At 68.6% G+C, this 16348-nt stretch carries 12 protein-coding genes; 4 read left to right on the top strand and 8 right to left on the bottom strand.

The annotated features are described in order from the left end of the window. Positions 1-87 precede the first annotated feature (87 nt). On the bottom strand, positions 88-882 hold the full coding sequence (locus M3330_RS17780; RefSeq protein ID WP_255025757.1) for a TIGR03084 family metal-binding protein: 795 nt from the start codon (positions 880-882) through the stop codon (positions 88-90). Positions 883-976: 94 nt separating this feature from the next. On the opposite strand from M3330_RS17780, the gene M3330_RS17775 reads away from it, so the two are divergent. Then, a complete protein-coding gene (locus tag M3330_RS17775) occupies positions 977-1840 on the top strand; it encodes a DMT family transporter (RefSeq protein ID WP_037218093.1) in 864 nt (287 codons plus the stop codon). 23 nt (positions 1841-1863) lie between these two features. On the opposite strand, the gene M3330_RS17770 is transcribed toward M3330_RS17775, so the two are convergent. Further along, on the bottom strand, positions 1864-2757 hold the full coding sequence (locus M3330_RS17770) for a LysR family transcriptional regulator (protein ID WP_019291245.1): 894 nt from the start codon (positions 2755-2757) through the stop codon (positions 1864-1866). Between the two features lie 101 nt (positions 2758-2858). Here M3330_RS17770 and M3330_RS17765 point away from each other — a divergent pair, with 101 nt between their 5' ends. Beyond that, complete coding sequence (locus tag M3330_RS17765) at positions 2859-3884, top strand: YeiH family protein (RefSeq protein ID WP_006552268.1); 1026 nt, start codon at positions 2859-2861, stop codon at positions 3882-3884. Here the strand turns inward: M3330_RS17765 and M3330_RS17760 are convergent. From M3330_RS17760 to M3330_RS17745, 4 genes are all read right to left on the bottom strand, one after another. Continuing rightward, positions 3871-4203 carry a DUF202 domain-containing protein gene (locus M3330_RS17760; protein ID WP_006552269.1) on the bottom strand — a complete coding sequence of 111 codons (333 nt, stop codon included), beginning with the start codon at positions 4201-4203 and terminating at the stop codon, positions 3871-3873. The genes M3330_RS17765 and M3330_RS17760 overlap by 14 nt on opposite strands. 13 nt (positions 4204-4216) lie before the next feature. Continuing rightward, positions 4217-4606, bottom strand: coding sequence for a YidH family protein (locus M3330_RS17755; RefSeq protein WP_006552270.1), 390 nt, complete (start codon positions 4604-4606; stop codon positions 4217-4219). A 25-nt stretch (positions 4607-4631) separates the two neighbouring features. Then, positions 4632-5087 (bottom strand): Rieske (2Fe-2S) protein, encoded by a 456-nt coding sequence (locus M3330_RS17750; protein ID WP_006552271.1) that lies wholly within the window; start codon positions 5085-5087, stop codon positions 4632-4634. 89 nt (positions 5088-5176) lie between these two features. Further along, complete coding sequence (locus M3330_RS17745; RefSeq protein WP_255025756.1) at positions 5177-6853, bottom strand: FAD-dependent oxidoreductase; 1677 nt, start codon at positions 6851-6853, stop codon at positions 5177-5179. A gap of 167 nt (positions 6854-7020) precedes the next feature. Between M3330_RS17745 and M3330_RS17740 the strand changes: the two genes are divergently transcribed. Next, complete coding sequence (locus M3330_RS17740; RefSeq protein WP_006552273.1) at positions 7021-7833, top strand: acyl-[acyl-carrier-protein] thioesterase; 813 nt, start codon at positions 7021-7023, stop codon at positions 7831-7833. Further along, positions 7830-8321: a histidine phosphatase family protein gene (locus M3330_RS17735; RefSeq protein ID WP_059383303.1), complete on the top strand. Its 492-nt coding sequence runs from the start codon at positions 7830-7832 to the stop codon at positions 8319-8321. Before M3330_RS17740 ends, M3330_RS17735 begins: the two co-directional genes overlap by 4 nt. Before the next feature lie 148 nt (positions 8322-8469). Here the strand turns inward: M3330_RS17735 and M3330_RS17730 are convergent, their stop codons facing one another. Both M3330_RS17730 and M3330_RS17725 read right to left on the bottom strand, forming a co-directional pair. Beyond that, complete coding sequence (locus M3330_RS17730) at positions 8470-12441, bottom strand: DNA-directed RNA polymerase subunit beta' (protein WP_006552275.1); 3972 nt, start codon at positions 12439-12441, stop codon at positions 8470-8472. Positions 12442-12556: 115 nt separating this feature from the next. After that, entirely contained in the window at positions 12557-16063 is a 3507-nt protein-coding gene (locus tag M3330_RS17725) for a DNA-directed RNA polymerase subunit beta (protein WP_006552276.1), read from the bottom strand. Between the last annotated feature and the right edge of the window lie 285 nt (positions 16064-16348).

Genomic DNA, 16348 nt, shown 5'->3' with positions numbered 1-16348 from the left:
ATGTCTCCGATGGTGTTTTCGGTCGAGGATGGTGTTTCGGTCGAAGATGTTTCGGCCGGAGGTGTCTCGACTGTGGGGCGGGCGGTCTCAGGTGGCGGACGAGCCGGGCTCGCGCCCGGCGCCGGGGGCACCGGCGAAGGCCTGCGCGAGGCCGAGCCATTCCTCCGCGTCCGGGCCGTCGGCGACGAGGGCGGTGTCGTCGCGGTGGATGCGCTGGGTGACGAGCAGGCAGAAGTCCAGGGCCGGGCCGGTGACCGACTGCGCGGCGTCCTCCGGACCCCATTCCCAGCTGTCCCCGGCGGGGGCGGTAAGCACGACGCGGAACGGCTCGGCCGGGGGCTTCCGGTCGCGGATGACGTACGCGAAGTCGCGCGTCCGCACCCCCAGGTGCGCGACGTTCTTCAGGCGCGCGGTGGGCGTGCGGGTGACACCGAGGGCGTCGGCGACGTCACCCCCGTGCGCCCAGGTCTCCATGAGCCGCGCGGTCGCCATCGACGCCGGCGACATCGGCGGTCCGAACCACAGGATCTTCGTACCCCGCGGGAGTTCGGCGAGCGCGTCGGCGAGTTCGCGGCGGGTGTCGCGCCAGTCGGCGAGCAACTCCGCGGGCGGCCGCCCCGCCTGTTCCTCGGCACCGACGTCGACGAATCCCAGCGGGTCGCCGAATGCCGCTTCGACCATCTTCACGAAGGCGTCCGGGTCGCGCACGGCGGTGAGCGCCGCCCGGTCGGTCCACAACAGGTGACCGATCTGGTGAGCGATGGTCCAGCCCTCCGCCGGGGTGGGCAGTGCCCAACTCTCGTCGGGCAGGGTCGCGACGAGAGCGTCGAGATCGTCGCCCTCCGCGCGGAGATCGTCGAGCACGATGTACAGATCGGACATGCGGCAAGCGTCACACGCCACAGCCCCAAAATCAAGCACGTGTGATTGTTTTTTGCGGCAGGCGTCGTTCGTGCTCGTCGGACATACTGACGAGATGGCCGACGATTCCCGCACGCACACCGTCGGCCCTGTCGTCGCGGTCCTCACCGCGGTGCTGTCGATGCAGTTCGGGGCGGCCTTCGCCGCGACCCTGTTCGACCGGGCTGGTGCTCTCGGCACGGTGACCCTGCGCCTGCTGTTCGCCGCCGTGATCCTCTGCGCGTTCACCCGGCCCCGGCCGTGGACGTGGACACCGGAACAGTGGCGGGCGGTGGTGACACTGGGCGCGAGTCTCGCGCTGATGAACACGGCGTTCTACGGAGCGTTGACGCGACTGCCGCTCGCCGCGACCGTCACCATCGAGTTCCTCGGCCCTCTCGGGCTGGCCGCGATCCTGTCCCGACGTATGCGCGACGCCCTGTGGGTGGTGCTCGCGCTGGGCGGGGTGGTCCTGCTCGGCGTCGGCGACGGTGCCGGGCTGTCCACCGGTCCCGATCCGCTCGGAGTCGCCTTCGCGCTGGTCGCCGCATCGGGGTGGGCCTGGTACATCGTGGCGGGCTCACGTGTGGCGACGACCCTGCCCGGATCGGCGGGGCTGGCCGGGGCGACGACGATCGCGGCCGTCGTCGTCCTGCCGTTCGGCGCGGCGACGGCCGGCACCGAGCTCCTCCGGCCCGGCCTCGTGCTCGCAGGACTCGCCGTGGCGCTGCTGTCGTCGGCGATCCCGTACACCCTCGAGATCCGTGCCCTGCGCGACCTGCCGAAGAAGGTGTTCGCGATCCTCATCGCGCTCGAACCCGCCGCCGCAGCGCTCGCCGGCGCTCTGGTGCTGGGGCAGGTCGTCGAACCTCTCGCCCTCGCGGGTATCGCACTCGTGGTGGTCGCGGGGGCTGGTGCGTTGCAGCACTCGCGCGCGTGACCCGGCGCCGGATGTAAGCCAGGTCAGCGGGTACGGGTGATCAGTCGGACCAACTCCCCCGCCGGACCGGACAACACCCGCGGCGGCCTCCAGACCGCGCGGAGCACACGCTGCAGGTCGAGTCCGTCCACCGCGACCGCGACGAGCCGGCCGGAGTCCAGATACTCCTCCACCGCCAGGGTGCTCAGCACCGCCGGGCCCGTGCCCCCGAGCACACTCGTGCGGACCGCGGCTCCGCTCCCGAGTTCGAGCAGCGGTGCGGCCCGGTCGTACTCCTGCAACGCGAGGTCGAGGGTGCGGCGGGTACCGGACCCCTCCTCGCGGACGACCAGTGGTGTCGCCGCGAATTCGGCCACGGTGAGCGGGCGCCGCCGCCGTGCCCACGGATGCTGCGGCGGGACGACCACGACCAGGCGGTCGCGTGCCACCGCGACACTGTGCAGTCCCTCCGGAACCGTCGGCCCCTCGACGAACCCGACGTCGCATCCGCCCTCGGCGACGACGTCACACACCCGCATCGAGTTGTGGACCTGCAACTGGATCTGGACGTCGTCGCGGAGCGTGCGGAAGGCGCCGAGCCACCGCGGGATGAGGTGTTCGGCGACCGTCATCGACGCCGCGACCACCAGTTCGGGTTGCTGTTCGACGCGCAGTGCTGCAGCGGCGTCGAGGAGGCGTTCCGCGTCGGCCAGGACCTCCCGCGCCCAGTGCGCGACCACCGTGCCCTCCGGGGTGAGCACCGAACCCGTGCGGCCCCGCCGCACGAGGACCGCGCCGAGTTGCCGTTCGAGTCGGCGCAGCATGCGGGTCGCGTTGGGTTGGGCGAGACCGGCCGCGCGGGCCGCGGCGCCGAGCCCGCCCCGGTCGTCGACCCCGACGAGCAGTTCCAGAGCGACGAGATCCGGCCAGCTGGTCATGCACGAACGATATGCCGCACTCGCCACTCATATCCATTCGATATGAGCTCATGTCCGATCGACGGCTGGTGCGGACACCGCTGCGGCGGAAGAGTCGAGGCATGCTCACCGTCCACGCGCCCGTGTCCCGGCCCACCGTCGTCCCGGGTCTCCTCGTGGCCGCGGCGGGCGCGGTCGTCGCACTGGGAGCGGCGCACCTGATCCCCGGGACGAGCCCGTTGCTCGTCGCGATCGTCCTGGGTGTGGTCGTGGCGAATATCGGGCTGCCCGCACCGGTGGTCGGCCTTCTGGAGCCGGGCCTGGGTACGGCGTCGAAGCGTCTCCTCCGAGTGGGCGTCGCTCTTCTCGGCGTGCAGCTCGCGGTCTCCGATCTCGTCGACCTCGGGTGGGGCACAGCGGTCGTCGCGGCGACCGTCGTCGTCGCGGGTATCGGCGGGTCGCTCGCCTTCGGCCGGTGGCTCGGGGTGGGCTGGACCCAGCGCCTGCTCATCGCGTGCGGTTTCTCGATCTGCGGAGCCGCGGCCGCGGCGGCGGTCGACGGTGTGATCGATTCGCGCAAACGCGAACTCGTCACCACCGTCGCATTGGTGGTCGTCTTCGGCACCGCGATGATCCCGCTCGTTCCGCTCGCCGCCGGGATGCTCGGGCTGACTCCCGGGACCGCCGGTCTGTGGGCGGGTGCGGCGATCCACGAGGTCGCCCAGGTGGTCGCGACCGGCACCGCCCTCGAGGCCACCGCCGGTGGGGTGCTCGCCGCGGCGGTGACGGTCAAGCTCGCACGGGTGGCACTGCTGGCCCCGGTCGTGGCGGTCGTCGGGGTCGTCGCTCGGCGGCGCGGTGAGGACCGCCGCGACGAGCGCACTCCCCCGATCGTGCCGGTCTTCCTGCTGGGTTTCCTCGCGTGCGTCGCACTGCGCTCGACCGGACTGCTCGATCCGATCGTGGTGGAGGCTGCGGGGACGGTGCAGCGCACGCTGCTGACCGTCGCGATGTTCGCCCTGGGCGCGGGGGTGCGCCGGGAAGTGCTCCGCGGCGTCGGATGGCGTCCGATCGCGCTCGCGGCAGCGGCGACCGTCTGGGTCGCGGCGATAGCCCTGATCGGCGTGTTGTCACTCAGCGGGCGGTGACGATCAGGACGGCCGACGAGATCGCGAGCACCACGACCGTGGCGGAGACCGCGACGTTGCGCCACCAGAAATAGGGCGCGCGACCCGCGACCAGACCGCGCACTCGCGCGCGGTGACCGATCCGGGAGGCGAGCAGCACCGCCAGCACGGGCACGAGGCAGATCAGGCCGATCGACGCGACCACGGCACCCGGGCCCGGCACGAACCGCATGAATCCGAGCACCACCGCACCGAGCACCGAGGCGGTGCGCAGCCACGCCAGACTCGTCCGTTCGGGCTGCAGACCGACGTCGCCGTGCCGCAGATCGTCCCGGCTCACGGTGCGGCTCGTCTCACCGGGCGATCGCGACGGCGAGCACGACCCCCGAGACCCCGAGGGCCACGGCGAGCAGATAGGCCACCCACGGCACCGGGAGTGCCCGTCCGGTGCGCATCGCGTGCTCGACGCGGTGCCAGCGGATCAGCGCGAACACCGTGAGCACAGCGGCGAATCCGAGCAACGCGCACGCCAGCACCGTGCGGAGCCCCTCCGACACGATGCCGCCCGCGAAGGTCTCCAGCGCGACCGCCGCGGCGATGACGCCGAGCGCGGTCCGCACCCACGCGAGGAAGGTGCGCTCGTTGGCCAGCGTGAAACGAGGGTCCGGGTCCGTACCGTCACGCAGCGCCTTCGGGCGCCAACCGTGCAGCGCCTTCGGGCGCCGGCCTCCGCTGGTCTCCACGGAGCGGACTCTATCCCCGGACCGATCAGCCCACGACGAGATCGGACCCGCGGGCCGCCACGGGACGGGTCTTCAGCGGCCGCTTCGCCGGTCCTTCGACCGGCGCGCCGTCGAGGTCGTACCGGCTGCCGTGGCACGGGCAGATGATGCGATCGTCCTCGACACCGCTGAGATTGCAGCCCTGATGGGTGCAGATCGCGATGAACGCGCGGAAGTCGCCCTCTGCGGGCTGGGTGACGACGAGCCTCTTCGATTCGAGCATGACGCCCCCGCCGACCGGCACGTCCGCGACGGCGGCGACGACCTCCGCATCGGGTCCGGGAGGCGCCGTCGTGGTCGGTGCGGGCACCGCCGATCGCGCCTCGCCGGTGTCGCCGGACGATCCGCAGGCTGTAAGGGCCGCGCCGGCCGCCACCACACCGGCGCCGCCGATGAGGGTGCGGCGCGTGAGCGCCGTGCGGTCGAGGTTGTCGCTGCTCATGCACATGTCCGTTCGGGTCGGGATTCGGTTCTCCCGAGCCTATCGACGAACGTCCGGGCGGGCCGCGACCTGCGTCACCCGCGGCTGTGTCAACGACGCAGCGAGGCGAGCAGCGGAAGACGGCGTCGGCGACGACCGAGTTCGACGAGGCTCTCGCGGTCGGTGATCTTGACGCGCGGCCGACCCTGGGCTCGTCCGGCCTGCCGCTCGGCGGCGTCGATGGTCTTCCAGCCGTCCAGGTCCACCCGATCGGGCCTGCGCTGTGCGAGCAACCGGTTCAGCGCACGACGGTCGCCGCGGGGAGCGGCGAGTGCACCGGAGTCGAAGTCGGCCAGCAGCGCGGCGACGGTCTCCTTCGCGCATCCCTTGTTGGTGCCGATGACGCCGCTCGGGCCGCGCTTGGCCCACCCGGTGACGTAGACGCCGGCGTCCACACGACCGCCGGTGTTGGGAACGACCCCGCGGACGTCGTCGAAGGGCACACCCGGCAGGGGAACGCCGCGATAGCCGATCGACCGGAGTACGAGCGTGGCGGGCAGGTCCTCGAAACGGCCGGTGGGTCGGGCGGAGAGACGACCACTGTCGTCGACGAGTTCGGTGCGTTCGATCCGCACGCCGGTCACGTGGTCGTCGCCGAGCAGTTCGCTCGGCGCGGCGAGGTACCGGAAGACGATGCGGCGGTGCCCGGGACGGACGGGCCGGCCGGCGTACTCGCGGGCGAGACGGACGCGCAGCGCGGTCGCCGCGTCCTCCTCCACGGCCCGGGCGCTCACCGGATCGAGTTCGAGGTCGGCGTCGTCGACGACGACGTCGACTCCGGTGAGGTCGCCGAGGGCGAGGAACTCCGGATTGCTGTACGCGGCCTGGGCCGGGCCGCGCCGGCCGAGCAGGACGACCTCGCGGATGTTGCTCTTCCGCAACGCCGTCAGGGCGTGGTCGGCGATGTCGGTGCGCGCGAGTTCGTCGACGTCCATGGTGAGTATCCGCGCGACGTCGAGGGCGACGTTGCCGTTGCCGACGATGACGGCGCGTTCCCCGGACAGATCGAAAGTGCGGTCGGCGTAGTCGGGGTGGCCGTTGTACCAGGCGACGAACTCGGTGGCGGCGTGGCTGCCGGGCAGGTCCTCACCGGCGACCCCGAGGCGGCGGTCGGACGACGCACCGGTCGCGTAGATCACGGCGTGGTGGTGCTCGAGCAGTTCGGCGTGGGTGATGTCGCGACCGACCTCGGTGGCAAGGTGCAGGGCGAACTCCTCGCGCCGGAACGACCATTCGAACGATTCCGTGACCGCCTTGGTCCCCGGATGATCGGGGGCGACACCGGCGCGCACGAGGCCGAAGGGAGTCGGGAGCCGGTCGAACATCTCGACCTCGACTTCGGAACGTTCGAGCAGTTCCTGGGCGGCGTAGCAGGCCGCGGGGCCGGCGCCGACGATCGCGACCCGCAGCGTTCCACGATCGCGCGGAGGCGCCGGGGTGGGCACGAGGGGCTTCCACCCCTCCGGCGCCGGGTGGTCCTCGTACCAGGCCGCGTTGATCTCGGCGAACCGCATCTGGGAGGGATCGAGCTTGTCGTCGGGCAGGATCGCCTCGACCGGGCACGCGTCGGCGCAGGCGCCGCAGTCGATGCAGGTCTTCGGATCGATGTGCAGCATCTCGGCGGTGGCGAACTCGGGCTCGTCCGGCGAGGGGTGGATGCAGTTCACGGGGCAGACTGCGACGCAGCTCGCGTCGTTGCAGCAGGTCTGGGTGATCACATAGGCCATGGGAAGGGTCCTCGGCAGCCGGGCGGAGCGTCCGCGAATTTCATGTAACGATCCGTAACAGTTAATTCGACTGTAGCGGCTGTCGCCGTGGGTTCGCAAGAGAACCTGCGACCGCCCACCGAAACTGCGAGAATCGCACGATCGGATATCCGACCCGGGGGGGACACATGGCCACGTCGACGCCGAGCACCGATCTGCCTCGGACGCGACCGCTCACGGAACTGCCCGAGCAGGCGAACCCCTTCTCCACCGAGCGCACCGTCCGCACCGGCGACGTCGACACCGGTAAGCGACTGCGGCTCGACGGCATCGCCCGCTATCTCCAGGACATCGGCACCGACAACCTCGCCGCCGTCGGCGCGTCCGAGACCGACCCGCTCTGGATCGTCCGGCGCACGATCGTCGACGTGCACCGCCCCGCCGAGTACGGCCGCACGCTCCGGCTGCGACGTTGGTGCGACGCCCTGTCGACGCGGTGGGCGAACGTGCGGGTCCGCTTCGACGACCCCGGCGACGCCCCGGACGGCCCGCTGATCGAGACCGCGGCGTTCTGGATCGACATCGGTCCCACCACCGGCGCCCCCACCCGGATCAGCGACGGCCTGTTCGAGCACATGGCCCGCTACGCGCACGACACACGCCTGAAGTGGACGGCGTGGCTGCCCGCTCGCGCACCCGACGAGCTCGACGACGAACGCGTCTTCCCCCTACGCGCCACCGACCTCGACCCGTTCGGGCACGTCAACAACGCCGTCTACTGGCACGGCCTCGAGGAGCTCCTGCCCCTCCGGCCGGACATCCCGGACGCGCCGTACCGGGCGGTGATCGAACACCTGCGCCCCGTCGCCGCCGGCGAGACCCTCACACTGCGGACGACCCTGCGAGAGGACGGACTGACGGTCTGGTTCACGGTCGAGGATCACACTCGCGCGGTCGCGTGGATCGGCCGGAAACCGGACGCTCTACGGTGGACCCCATGACCCGTACCCTGATCTTGCTGCGCCACGGCAAGTCCGCGTACCCGGACGACGTGGACGATCACGAGCGTCCCCTCTCCCCCCGCGGACGCCGCGAGGCCGGACTCGCCGGTCGCTGGATCCGGGCGAACCTGCCCGAAGTGGACGCCGTTCTGTGCTCCACCGCGACCCGGACGCGCAAGACACTCGCCGAAGCAGCCGTGGAGGCTCCCGTCGAGTACCGCGACAGCCTGTACCACGCCGATCCGGAATCCCTGGTCGCCGAGATCCGGGGAACGGCCGACGACGTGCACACCCTGCTCGTCATCGGGCACGAGCCGACCCTCTCCGCGACCGTCCTCGGGCTCATCACGGATCACAGCACCGACGCTGCCCATCAGGTGGCCGAGAAGTTCCCCACCTCCGCGATCGCGGTCCTCACGGTGAGCGGATCCTGGTCCGAACTGTCGCGAGGCACCGCCGAACTCGTGGACTTCCACATCCCGCGCTGACCCGCGTCCCGAGCGACCCACCCCGAGCGGAACTGCCACGGGACGCTCGCACGCACGCCGTGACGGCATCACCGTCGAGAACAAATGACGAAGGTCCCGCCCCCGAAGAGAAGAGGGCGGGACCTTCGTCGTCTACTACGGCAGCGAACTACCGGTAGTCGTTGGAGTAACCGTAGTCATCCAGCGGCACTGCAGCGCCGGTGTTCTGGCCGAAGCCGTCCGGCGAGTAGTACTGGTCGTCGTACGCCGGGATGGCGTACGCGGCCGCACGGGCCTCCTCGGTCGGCTGGACCTCGATGTTCCGGTACTTGTTGATACCGGTACCGGCGGGGATCAGCTTACCGATGATCACGTTCTCCTTGAGACCGATCAGCTTGTCCGAGCGGCAGTTGATCGCCGCGTCGGTGAGCACGCGAGTGGTCTCCTGGAAGGACGCCGCCGACAGCCACGAGTCGGTGGCCAGCGACGCCTTCGTGATACCCATGAGGACCGGACGGCCGGCAGCCGGCTCGCCACCCTCCTGAACCACACGACGGTTCGCAGCCTCGAACTCGCTGCGCTCGACGAGCGAACCGGGCAGGAACTCCGTCGAGCCCGAGTCGATGATCGTCACGCGACGCAGCATCTGACGCACGATGACCTCGATGTGCTTGTCGTGGATCGACACGCCCTGGCTCCGGTAGACCTCCTGGACCTCGTGGACCAGGTGGACCTGAACCTGACGCGGGCCCATCACGCGCAGCACCTCGTGCGGATCGGCAGAGCCCTCGAGGAGCTGCTGACCGACCTCCACGTGATCGCCGTCCGCGAGCACGCCCTCGGTGCCGTCGGCCTTGCGGATGACGTGCAGACGCTGACGCTTGGACAGCTTGTCGTACACGACCTCCTCGCCACCGTCGTCGGGGATGATCGTGATCTTGTAGAAACGATCGTCGTCCTCGAGACGGATGCGACCGGAGACGTCGGCGATCGGGGCCTTGCCCTTGGGGACGCGAGCCTCGAACAGCTCCTGGACGCGGGGCAGACCACCGGTGATGTCCTCACCGACGCCACCCTGGTGGAAGGTACGCATCGTCAGCTGCGTACCGGGCTCACCGATCGACTGGGCGGCGACGATACCGACGGCCTCGCCGATGTCGACGAGCTTGCCCGTCGCCATCGAACGGCCGTAGCAGGTCGCGCACACGCCGGTGCCGGTGTCGCAGGTCAGGACCGAGCGGACCTTGACCTTCTGGATACCGGCCTCGAGCAGCGCCTCGATCGCCGGGTCGCCGAGGTCGGAACCACGCTCGACGACGACGTTGCCGTTCGCGTCGACCGCGTCCGTCGCCAGCGTGCGAGCGTAGGTGCTGGTCTCGATGTGAGCGTCGCGCACGAGCTCACCGGTCGGCTGACCGGTCGCGTCGCGTGCGAGCTCGGCGATGGTCATCTCGATGCCGCGCGGCGTGCCGCAGTCGACCTCGCGGACGATGACGTCCTGCGAGACGTCGACCAGACGACGGGTCAGGTAGCCCGAGTCGGCGGTACGGAGAGCGGTGTCGGCCAGACCCTTACGCGCGCCGTGCGTGTTGATGAAGTACTCGGCGACGGTCAGGCCCTCACGGAAGGAGGACTTGATCGGGCGCGGGATGAACTCGCCCTTCGGGTTCGTCACCAGACCCTTCATGCCCGCCAGCGAACGGATCTGGGTCATGTTGCCCGCAGCACCGGACTTGACGATCGTGGGGATCGGGTTGTCGTCCGGGTAGTGCGCCTCCATGACCTGACCGACCTCTTCGGTCGCTTCCTGCCACAGCTTGACGAGCGAGTCGCGACGCTCGTCCTCCGAGAGCTTGCCTCGGTCGTACTGCCGCTGGATGGCGTCGGCCTGGGTCTCGTACCGCTCGAGGATGTCCTTCTTCTCCGGCGGAACGAGCACGTCCGCCATCGAGATGGTGACACCCGAACGCGTGGCCCAGTAGAAGCCGGCGTCCTTGAGCTTGTCGACGGTCTGCGCGACAACGATCATCGGGTACCGCTCGGCCAGGTCGTTGATGATCGCGGCCTGGCGCTTCTTCGGCATGATGTCGTTGACGAACGCGTAGTTCGTCGGCAGCAGCTCGTTGAACAGCACGCGACCGAGGGTGGTCTGCGTGGTCCACGGCTCACCGAACTTCCAACCCTCCGGGAACAGCTCGTTCTCGACGTCGCGCGGCGGACGCAGCTGGGTCAGGCGCACCTTGATCGGAGCCTGGACCGACAGCACGCCACGGTCGACGGCCATCTGGGCCTCGGCCGGCGACGAGTAGACGCCCTGCTCGGGCTCGTCGGCGGTCGCGGCCGTGTAGGCGCCGGGGGCGTCCTCGACCAGACGGGTCAGGTGGAACAGACCCGTCACCATGTCCAGACGCGGCATGGCGAGCGGGCGGCCCGATGCCGGCGACAGGATGTTGTTCGACGACAGCATCAGGATGCGGGCCTCGGCCTGCGCCTCCGCGGACAGCGGGAGGTGCACGGCCATCTGGTCGCCGTCGAAGTCGGCGTTGAAGGCCTCACACACGAGGGGGTGCAGCTGAATGGCCTTGCCCTCGACGAGCTGCGGCTCGAACGCCTGGATACCGAGGCGGTGCAGCGTGGGAGCACGGTTCAGCAGAACCGGGTGCTCGTTGATGACCTCTTCGAGGACGTCCCACACCTGCGGGCGCTGACGCTCGACCATGCGCTTGGCGGACTTGATGTTCTGCGCGTGGTTGAGGTCGACGAGACGCTTCATCACGAACGGCTTGAACAGCTCGAGCGCCATCAGCTTCGGCAGACCGCACTGGTGCAGCTTGAGCTGCGGACCGACGACGATGACCGAACGGCCCGAGTAGTCGACGCGCTTACCGAGCAGGTTCTGACGGAAGCGGCCCTGCTTGCCCTTGAGCAGATCGGACAGCGACTTGAGCGGCCGGTTACCGGGACCGGTGACCGGCCGGCCACGACGGCCGTTGTCGAACAGGGCGTCGACCGACTCCTGCAGCATCCGCTTCTCGTTGTTGACGATGATCTCGGGGGCACCGAGGTCGATCAGTCGCTTGAGGCGGTTGTTGCGGTTGATGACGCGGCGGTACAGGTCGTTGAGGTCGGAGGTCGCGAAGCGGCCACCGTCGAGCTGCACCATCGGACGCAGTTCCGGCGGGATCACCGGCACGGCGTCGAGCACCATGCCCATGGGCGAGTTGCCGGACTGCTGGAACGCCGCCACGACCTTCAGGCGCTTGAGAGCACGGAGCTTCTTCTGGCCCTTGCCGCTGCGGATGGTCTCGCGCAGCGACTCGGCCTCGGCATCGATGTCGAAGTTCTCGATGAGCTTCTGGATCGCCTCGGCACCCATGGCACCGGTGAAGTACTCGCCGTAGCGGTCCTGGAGCTCGCGGTAGATCATCTCGTCGACGATCAGGTCCTTCGGCTTCAGCTTCGTGAAGGTCGTCCAGATCTCGTCGAGGCGGTCGAGCTCGCGCTGCGCACGGTCGCGGAGCTGACGCATCTCGCGCTCGCCGCCGTCCTTGACCTTGCGGCGGACGTCGGACTTGGCGCCCTCGGCCTCGAGTTCGGCGAGGTCGGCTTCGAGCTTCTGTGCACGGGCCTCGAGGTCGGCGTCGCGCTGGTCGGCGACCGACTTCTTCTCGACCTCCATCTCGGCTTCGAGAGTGGAGAGCTCGTTGTGGCGCAGCTCGTCGTCGACCGACGTGATGACGTACGCGGCGAAGTAGATGATCTTCTCGAGATCCTTCGGCGCGAGGTCGAGCAGGTAGCCGAGGCGGCTCGGCACACCCTTGAAGTACCAGATGTGCGTCACCGGAGCGGCGAGCTCGATGTGGCCCATACGCTCACGGCGGACCTTGGCGCGGGTCACCTCGACGCCGCAGCGCTCGCAGATGATGCCCTTGAAGCGGACACGCTTGTACTTGCCGCAGTAGCACTCCCAGTCCCGGGTGGGACCGAAGATCTTCTCGCAGAACAAGCCGTCCTTCTCGGGCTTGAGCGTGCGGTAGTTGATGGTCTCGGGCTTCTTGACCTCGCCGTACGACCAGTTACGGATGTCCTCGGCGGTGGCCAGGCCGATCCGGAGTTCATCGAAGAAGTTGACGTCGAGCACGTAACTTCCTTTCCCCTGTGCGGGTTGTATTGCTGCTAGTTGTCGCTATCGCTGCCGGGGCCCGACGCGGTACGCGCCCAGTGGTGTCGGGGTGCGTACCGCGTCGGCTCGGCTCCTAGTTCGCGAGGTCGTCGACCGTGGCCGACTCGTTGCGGGAAAGGTTGATGCCCAGGTTGGCGGCCGCCCGCTCGAGGTCCTCGTCGTCGCCGTCGGCCATCGCGATGGCCGCGCCGTCGCTGGAGAGGACCTCCACGTTCAGGCACAGCGACTGGAGTTCCTTGAGGAGCACCTTGAACGACTCGGGGATACCCGGCTCGGGGATGTTCTCGCCCTTGACGATCGCCTCGTAGACCTTGACGCGACCGACCACGTCGTCGGACTTGATCGTGAGCAGCTCCTGGAGGGTGTAGGCGGCGCCGTAGGCCTGCATGGCCCAGCACTCCATCTCACCGAAGCGCTGACCACCGAACTGTGCCTTACCACCGAGCGGCTGCTGCGTGATCATCGAGTACGGACCGGTCGAACGCGCGTGAATCTTGTCGTCGACCAGGTGGTGCAGCTTGATGATGTACATGTAGCCGACCGACACCGGGTACGGGAACGGCTCGCCGGAGCGACCGTCGAACAGCGTCGCCTTGCCGTCGGGGCCGACCATGACCTCGCCGTCGCGGTTCGGCAGCGTCGAGGACAGCAGACCCGTCAGCTCCTCCTCGCGGGCACCGTCGAACACCGGCGTGGCGATGTTGGTGTCGGGCTCGGCGGCGAGCATCTCATCGGAGAGGTTCTGCGCCCACTCGGGACGGCTGCCGTCGTCGGCCACCTGGATCTGCCAGCCGGCCTTGCCGATCCAGCCCAGGTGCGTCTCGAGGACCTGGCCGATGTTCATACGACGCGGAACACCGTGGGTGTTCAAGATGATGTCGACCGGGGTGCCGTCGGGCAGGAACGGCATGTCCTCCTGCGGGAGGATCTTGCCGATGACGCCCTTGTTGCCGTGGCGGCCGGCGAGCTTGTCGCCGTCCTGGATCTTGCGCTTCTGCGCCACATACACGCGGACGAGCTCGTTGACACCCGGAGGCAGATCGTCGTCGTCCTCGCGCGAGAACACGCGAACACCGATGACCTTGCCGTTCTCGCCGTGGGGCACCTTCAGCGAGGTGTCGCGGACCTCGCGCGCCTTCTCACCGAAGATCGCGCGGAGCAGGCGCTCCTCGGGGGTCAGCTCGGTCTCGCCCTTCGGCGTGACCTTGCCGACGAGGATGTCGCCGTCGCGGACCTCGGCGCCGATGCGGACGATGCCACGCTCGTCGAGGTCGGCGAGGACCTCGTCGGAGACGTTCGGGATGTCGCGGGTGATCTCCTCGGCACCGAGCTTGGTGTCGCGAGCGTCGATCTCGTGCTCCTCGATGTGGATCGAGGTGAGCACGTCCTCCTCCACGAGGCGCTGCGACAGGATGATCGCGTCCTCGTAGTTGTGGCCTTCCCACGGCATGATCGCCACGAGCAGGTTCTTGCCGAGCGCCATCTCACCGTTCTCGGTGCAGGGGCCGTCGGCGAGGACCTGGCCGGACTCGACGCGCTGTCCTTCGTCCACGATCGGACGCTGGTTCGAGCAGGTGCCCTGGTTCGAACGGTCGAACTTGCGCAGACGGTAGGTCTTGCGGGTTCCATCGTCGGCCATGACGGTGATGAAGTCGGCGGAGACCTCTTCGATCACGCCGCTCTTCTCGGTGACGATGACGTCGCCGGCGTCGACGGCGGCACGCAGCTCCATGCCGGTACCGACGATCGGCGACTCGCTGCGAACCAGCGGCACGGCCTGACGCTGCATGTTCGCGCCCATGAGGGCACGGTTGGCGTCGTCGTGCTCGAGGAACGGGATCATGGCGGTCGCGACCGACACCATCTGGCGCGGCGAGACGTCCATGTACTCGACCTGGTCGGCGGAGACGTACTCGATCTCCGCGCCCTTCTTACGGACGAGCACACGCTCGTCCGAGAAGCGGTTGTCGGAACCGATCGGCGAGTTGGCCTGCGCGATGAGGTAGCGGTCCTCCTCGTCGGCGGTGAGGTACTCGACCTCATCGGTGACGACACCGTCGACGACCTTGCGGTAGGGCGTCTCGATGAAGCCGAACGGGTTGACCCGCGCGTACACCGACAGCGAGCCGATCAGGCCGATGTTCGGACCTTCCGGGGTCTCGATCGGGCACATGCGGCCGTAGTGGGACGGGTGGACGTCGCGGACCTCGAGGCCGGCGCGCTCACGCGACAGACCGCCGGGGCCCAGCGCCGACAGGCGACGCTTGTGGGTCAGGCCCGAGAGCGGGTTGTTCTGGTCCATGAACTGCGACAGCTGGGAGGTTCCGAAGAACTCCTTGATCGCGGCCACGACCGGACGGATATTGATCAGGGTCTGCGGCGTGATCGCCTCGACGTCCTGGGTGGTCATGCGCTCACGGACCACGCGCTCCATGCGGGACAGGCCCACGCGGATCTGGTTCTGGATGAGCTCGCCGACCGTGCGCAGACGACGGTTGCCGAAGTGGTCGATGTCGTCGACCTCGACGGGAACCTCGACGCCGCCGGGGACGGTCATCTTGTTCTCGCCCGCGTGCAGGCGCACGAGGTACTCGATCGTGGCGACGATGTCTTCCTCGGTGAGGGTGGACGCCTCGATCGGCTGGCCCGTGTTCAGGCCGAGCTTCTTGTTGATCTTGTAACGGCCCACGCGCGCCAGGTCGTAGCGCTTGTCCTTGAAGAAGAGGTTCTCCAGCAGGGTCTGCGCGCTCTCCTTGGTCGGCGGCTCGCCCGGACGGAGCTTGCGGTAGATGTCGAGGAGCGCCTCGTCGGTGCCCGCCGTGTTGTCCTTCTCGAGCGTCGACATCATGATCTCGGAGAACCCGAAACGCTCGACGATCTGCTCGGTGGACCAGCCCAGCGCCTTGAGCAGCACGGTGACCGGCTGACGACGCTTGCGGTCGATACGCACGCCGACGGTGTCGCGCTTGTCGACGTCGAACTCGAGCCAGGCACCGCGGCCCGGGATGACCTTGACGCTGTGCAGGTCCTTCTCGGTGCTCTTGTCGACGTTCTTGTCGAAGTACACACCGGGCGAACGCACGAGCTGCGACACCACGACACGCTCGGTGCCGTTGATGATGAAGGTGCCCTTGTCGGTCATCATCGGGAAATCACCCATGAAGACCGTCTGGCTCTTGATCTCACCGGTGTTGTTGTTGATGAACTCGGCGGTGACGAACAGCGGAGCCGCGTACGTCATGTCCTTGTCCTTGCACTCCTCGACGGAGGCCTTGACCTCGTCGAAGCGCGGATCGGAGAAGGACAGGGACATCGAACCCGAGAAGTCCTCGATGGGCGAGAGCTCGTCGAGGATTTCTTCCAGGCCACCGACGACGTGACCGTCGCCGCGCTCGGCAGCCTTCGCGCGCCAGCGCTCCGAGCCGATCAACCATTCGAACGAATCGGTCTGTAGATCGAGGAGCCCGGGAACTTCGAGGGGTTCGCGAATCTTCGCGAACGACACCCTCGTCGGGGCTCCGGGGATTCCGGCTACTGCCTTGGTCTGGCTAGAGACTGCCAAGATGCGTCCTTCCAGCACCTCACGCGGGCCGCTCCAACCGGTGCGACCGCCGCTGTACCTGCTTCTTCATGTGGGGCGTTTTCGCTGGTCGCAACCCGAACGAGAACCCCACCGACGCACCGAAACGGTCTCGCTCGAAAGAGCGAATTCCGACTCGACGATCAGAAGGTGAACAGGAGGCAGCCAGCGCAAAGAACTAACCTACACCTGAGTAGGCGAAATGTCCACAGGGGTGCCTCAAAGAAACCTGGCAAACGACCTCGAGCGGCTCACGAGGAAGCCTTCAGTCGAACAGGCGTACCG

Origin of the sequence: Rhodococcus sp. GA1 (assembly GCF_024321955.1) — a bacterium.
Classification (GTDB): domain Bacteria; phylum Actinomycetota; class Actinomycetes; order Mycobacteriales; family Mycobacteriaceae; genus Rhodococcus; species Rhodococcus pyridinivorans.
Note: the sequence above shows the minus strand (reverse complement) of the source record. Positions and strands in the feature narration are given on the sequence as shown.

Excerpts from the sequence above, each read along its gene's own strand:
- M3330_RS17780 (WP_255025757.1), bottom strand. The coding sequence starts at position 882 with ATGTCCGATCTGTACATCGTGCTCGACGATCTCCGCGCGGAGGGCGAC.
- M3330_RS17775 (WP_037218093.1), top strand. The coding sequence starts at position 977 with ATGGCCGACGATTCCCGCACGCACACCGTCGGCCCTGTCGTCGCGGTC.
- M3330_RS17770 (WP_019291245.1), bottom strand. The coding sequence starts at position 2,757 with ATGACCAGCTGGCCGGATCTCGTCGCTCTGGAACTGCTCGTCGGGGTC.
- M3330_RS17765 (WP_006552268.1), top strand. The coding sequence starts at position 2,859 with ATGCTCACCGTCCACGCGCCCGTGTCCCGGCCCACCGTCGTCCCGGGT.
- M3330_RS17750 (WP_006552271.1), bottom strand. The coding sequence starts at position 5,087 with ATGAGCAGCGACAACCTCGACCGCACGGCGCTCACGCGCCGCACCCTC.
- M3330_RS17745 (WP_255025756.1), bottom strand. The coding sequence starts at position 6,853 with ATGGCCTATGTGATCACCCAGACCTGCTGCAACGACGCGAGCTGCGTC.
- M3330_RS17740 (WP_006552273.1), top strand. The coding sequence starts at position 7,021 with ATGGCCACGTCGACGCCGAGCACCGATCTGCCTCGGACGCGACCGCTC.
- M3330_RS17735 (WP_059383303.1), top strand. The coding sequence starts at position 7,830 with ATGACCCGTACCCTGATCTTGCTGCGCCACGGCAAGTCCGCGTACCCG.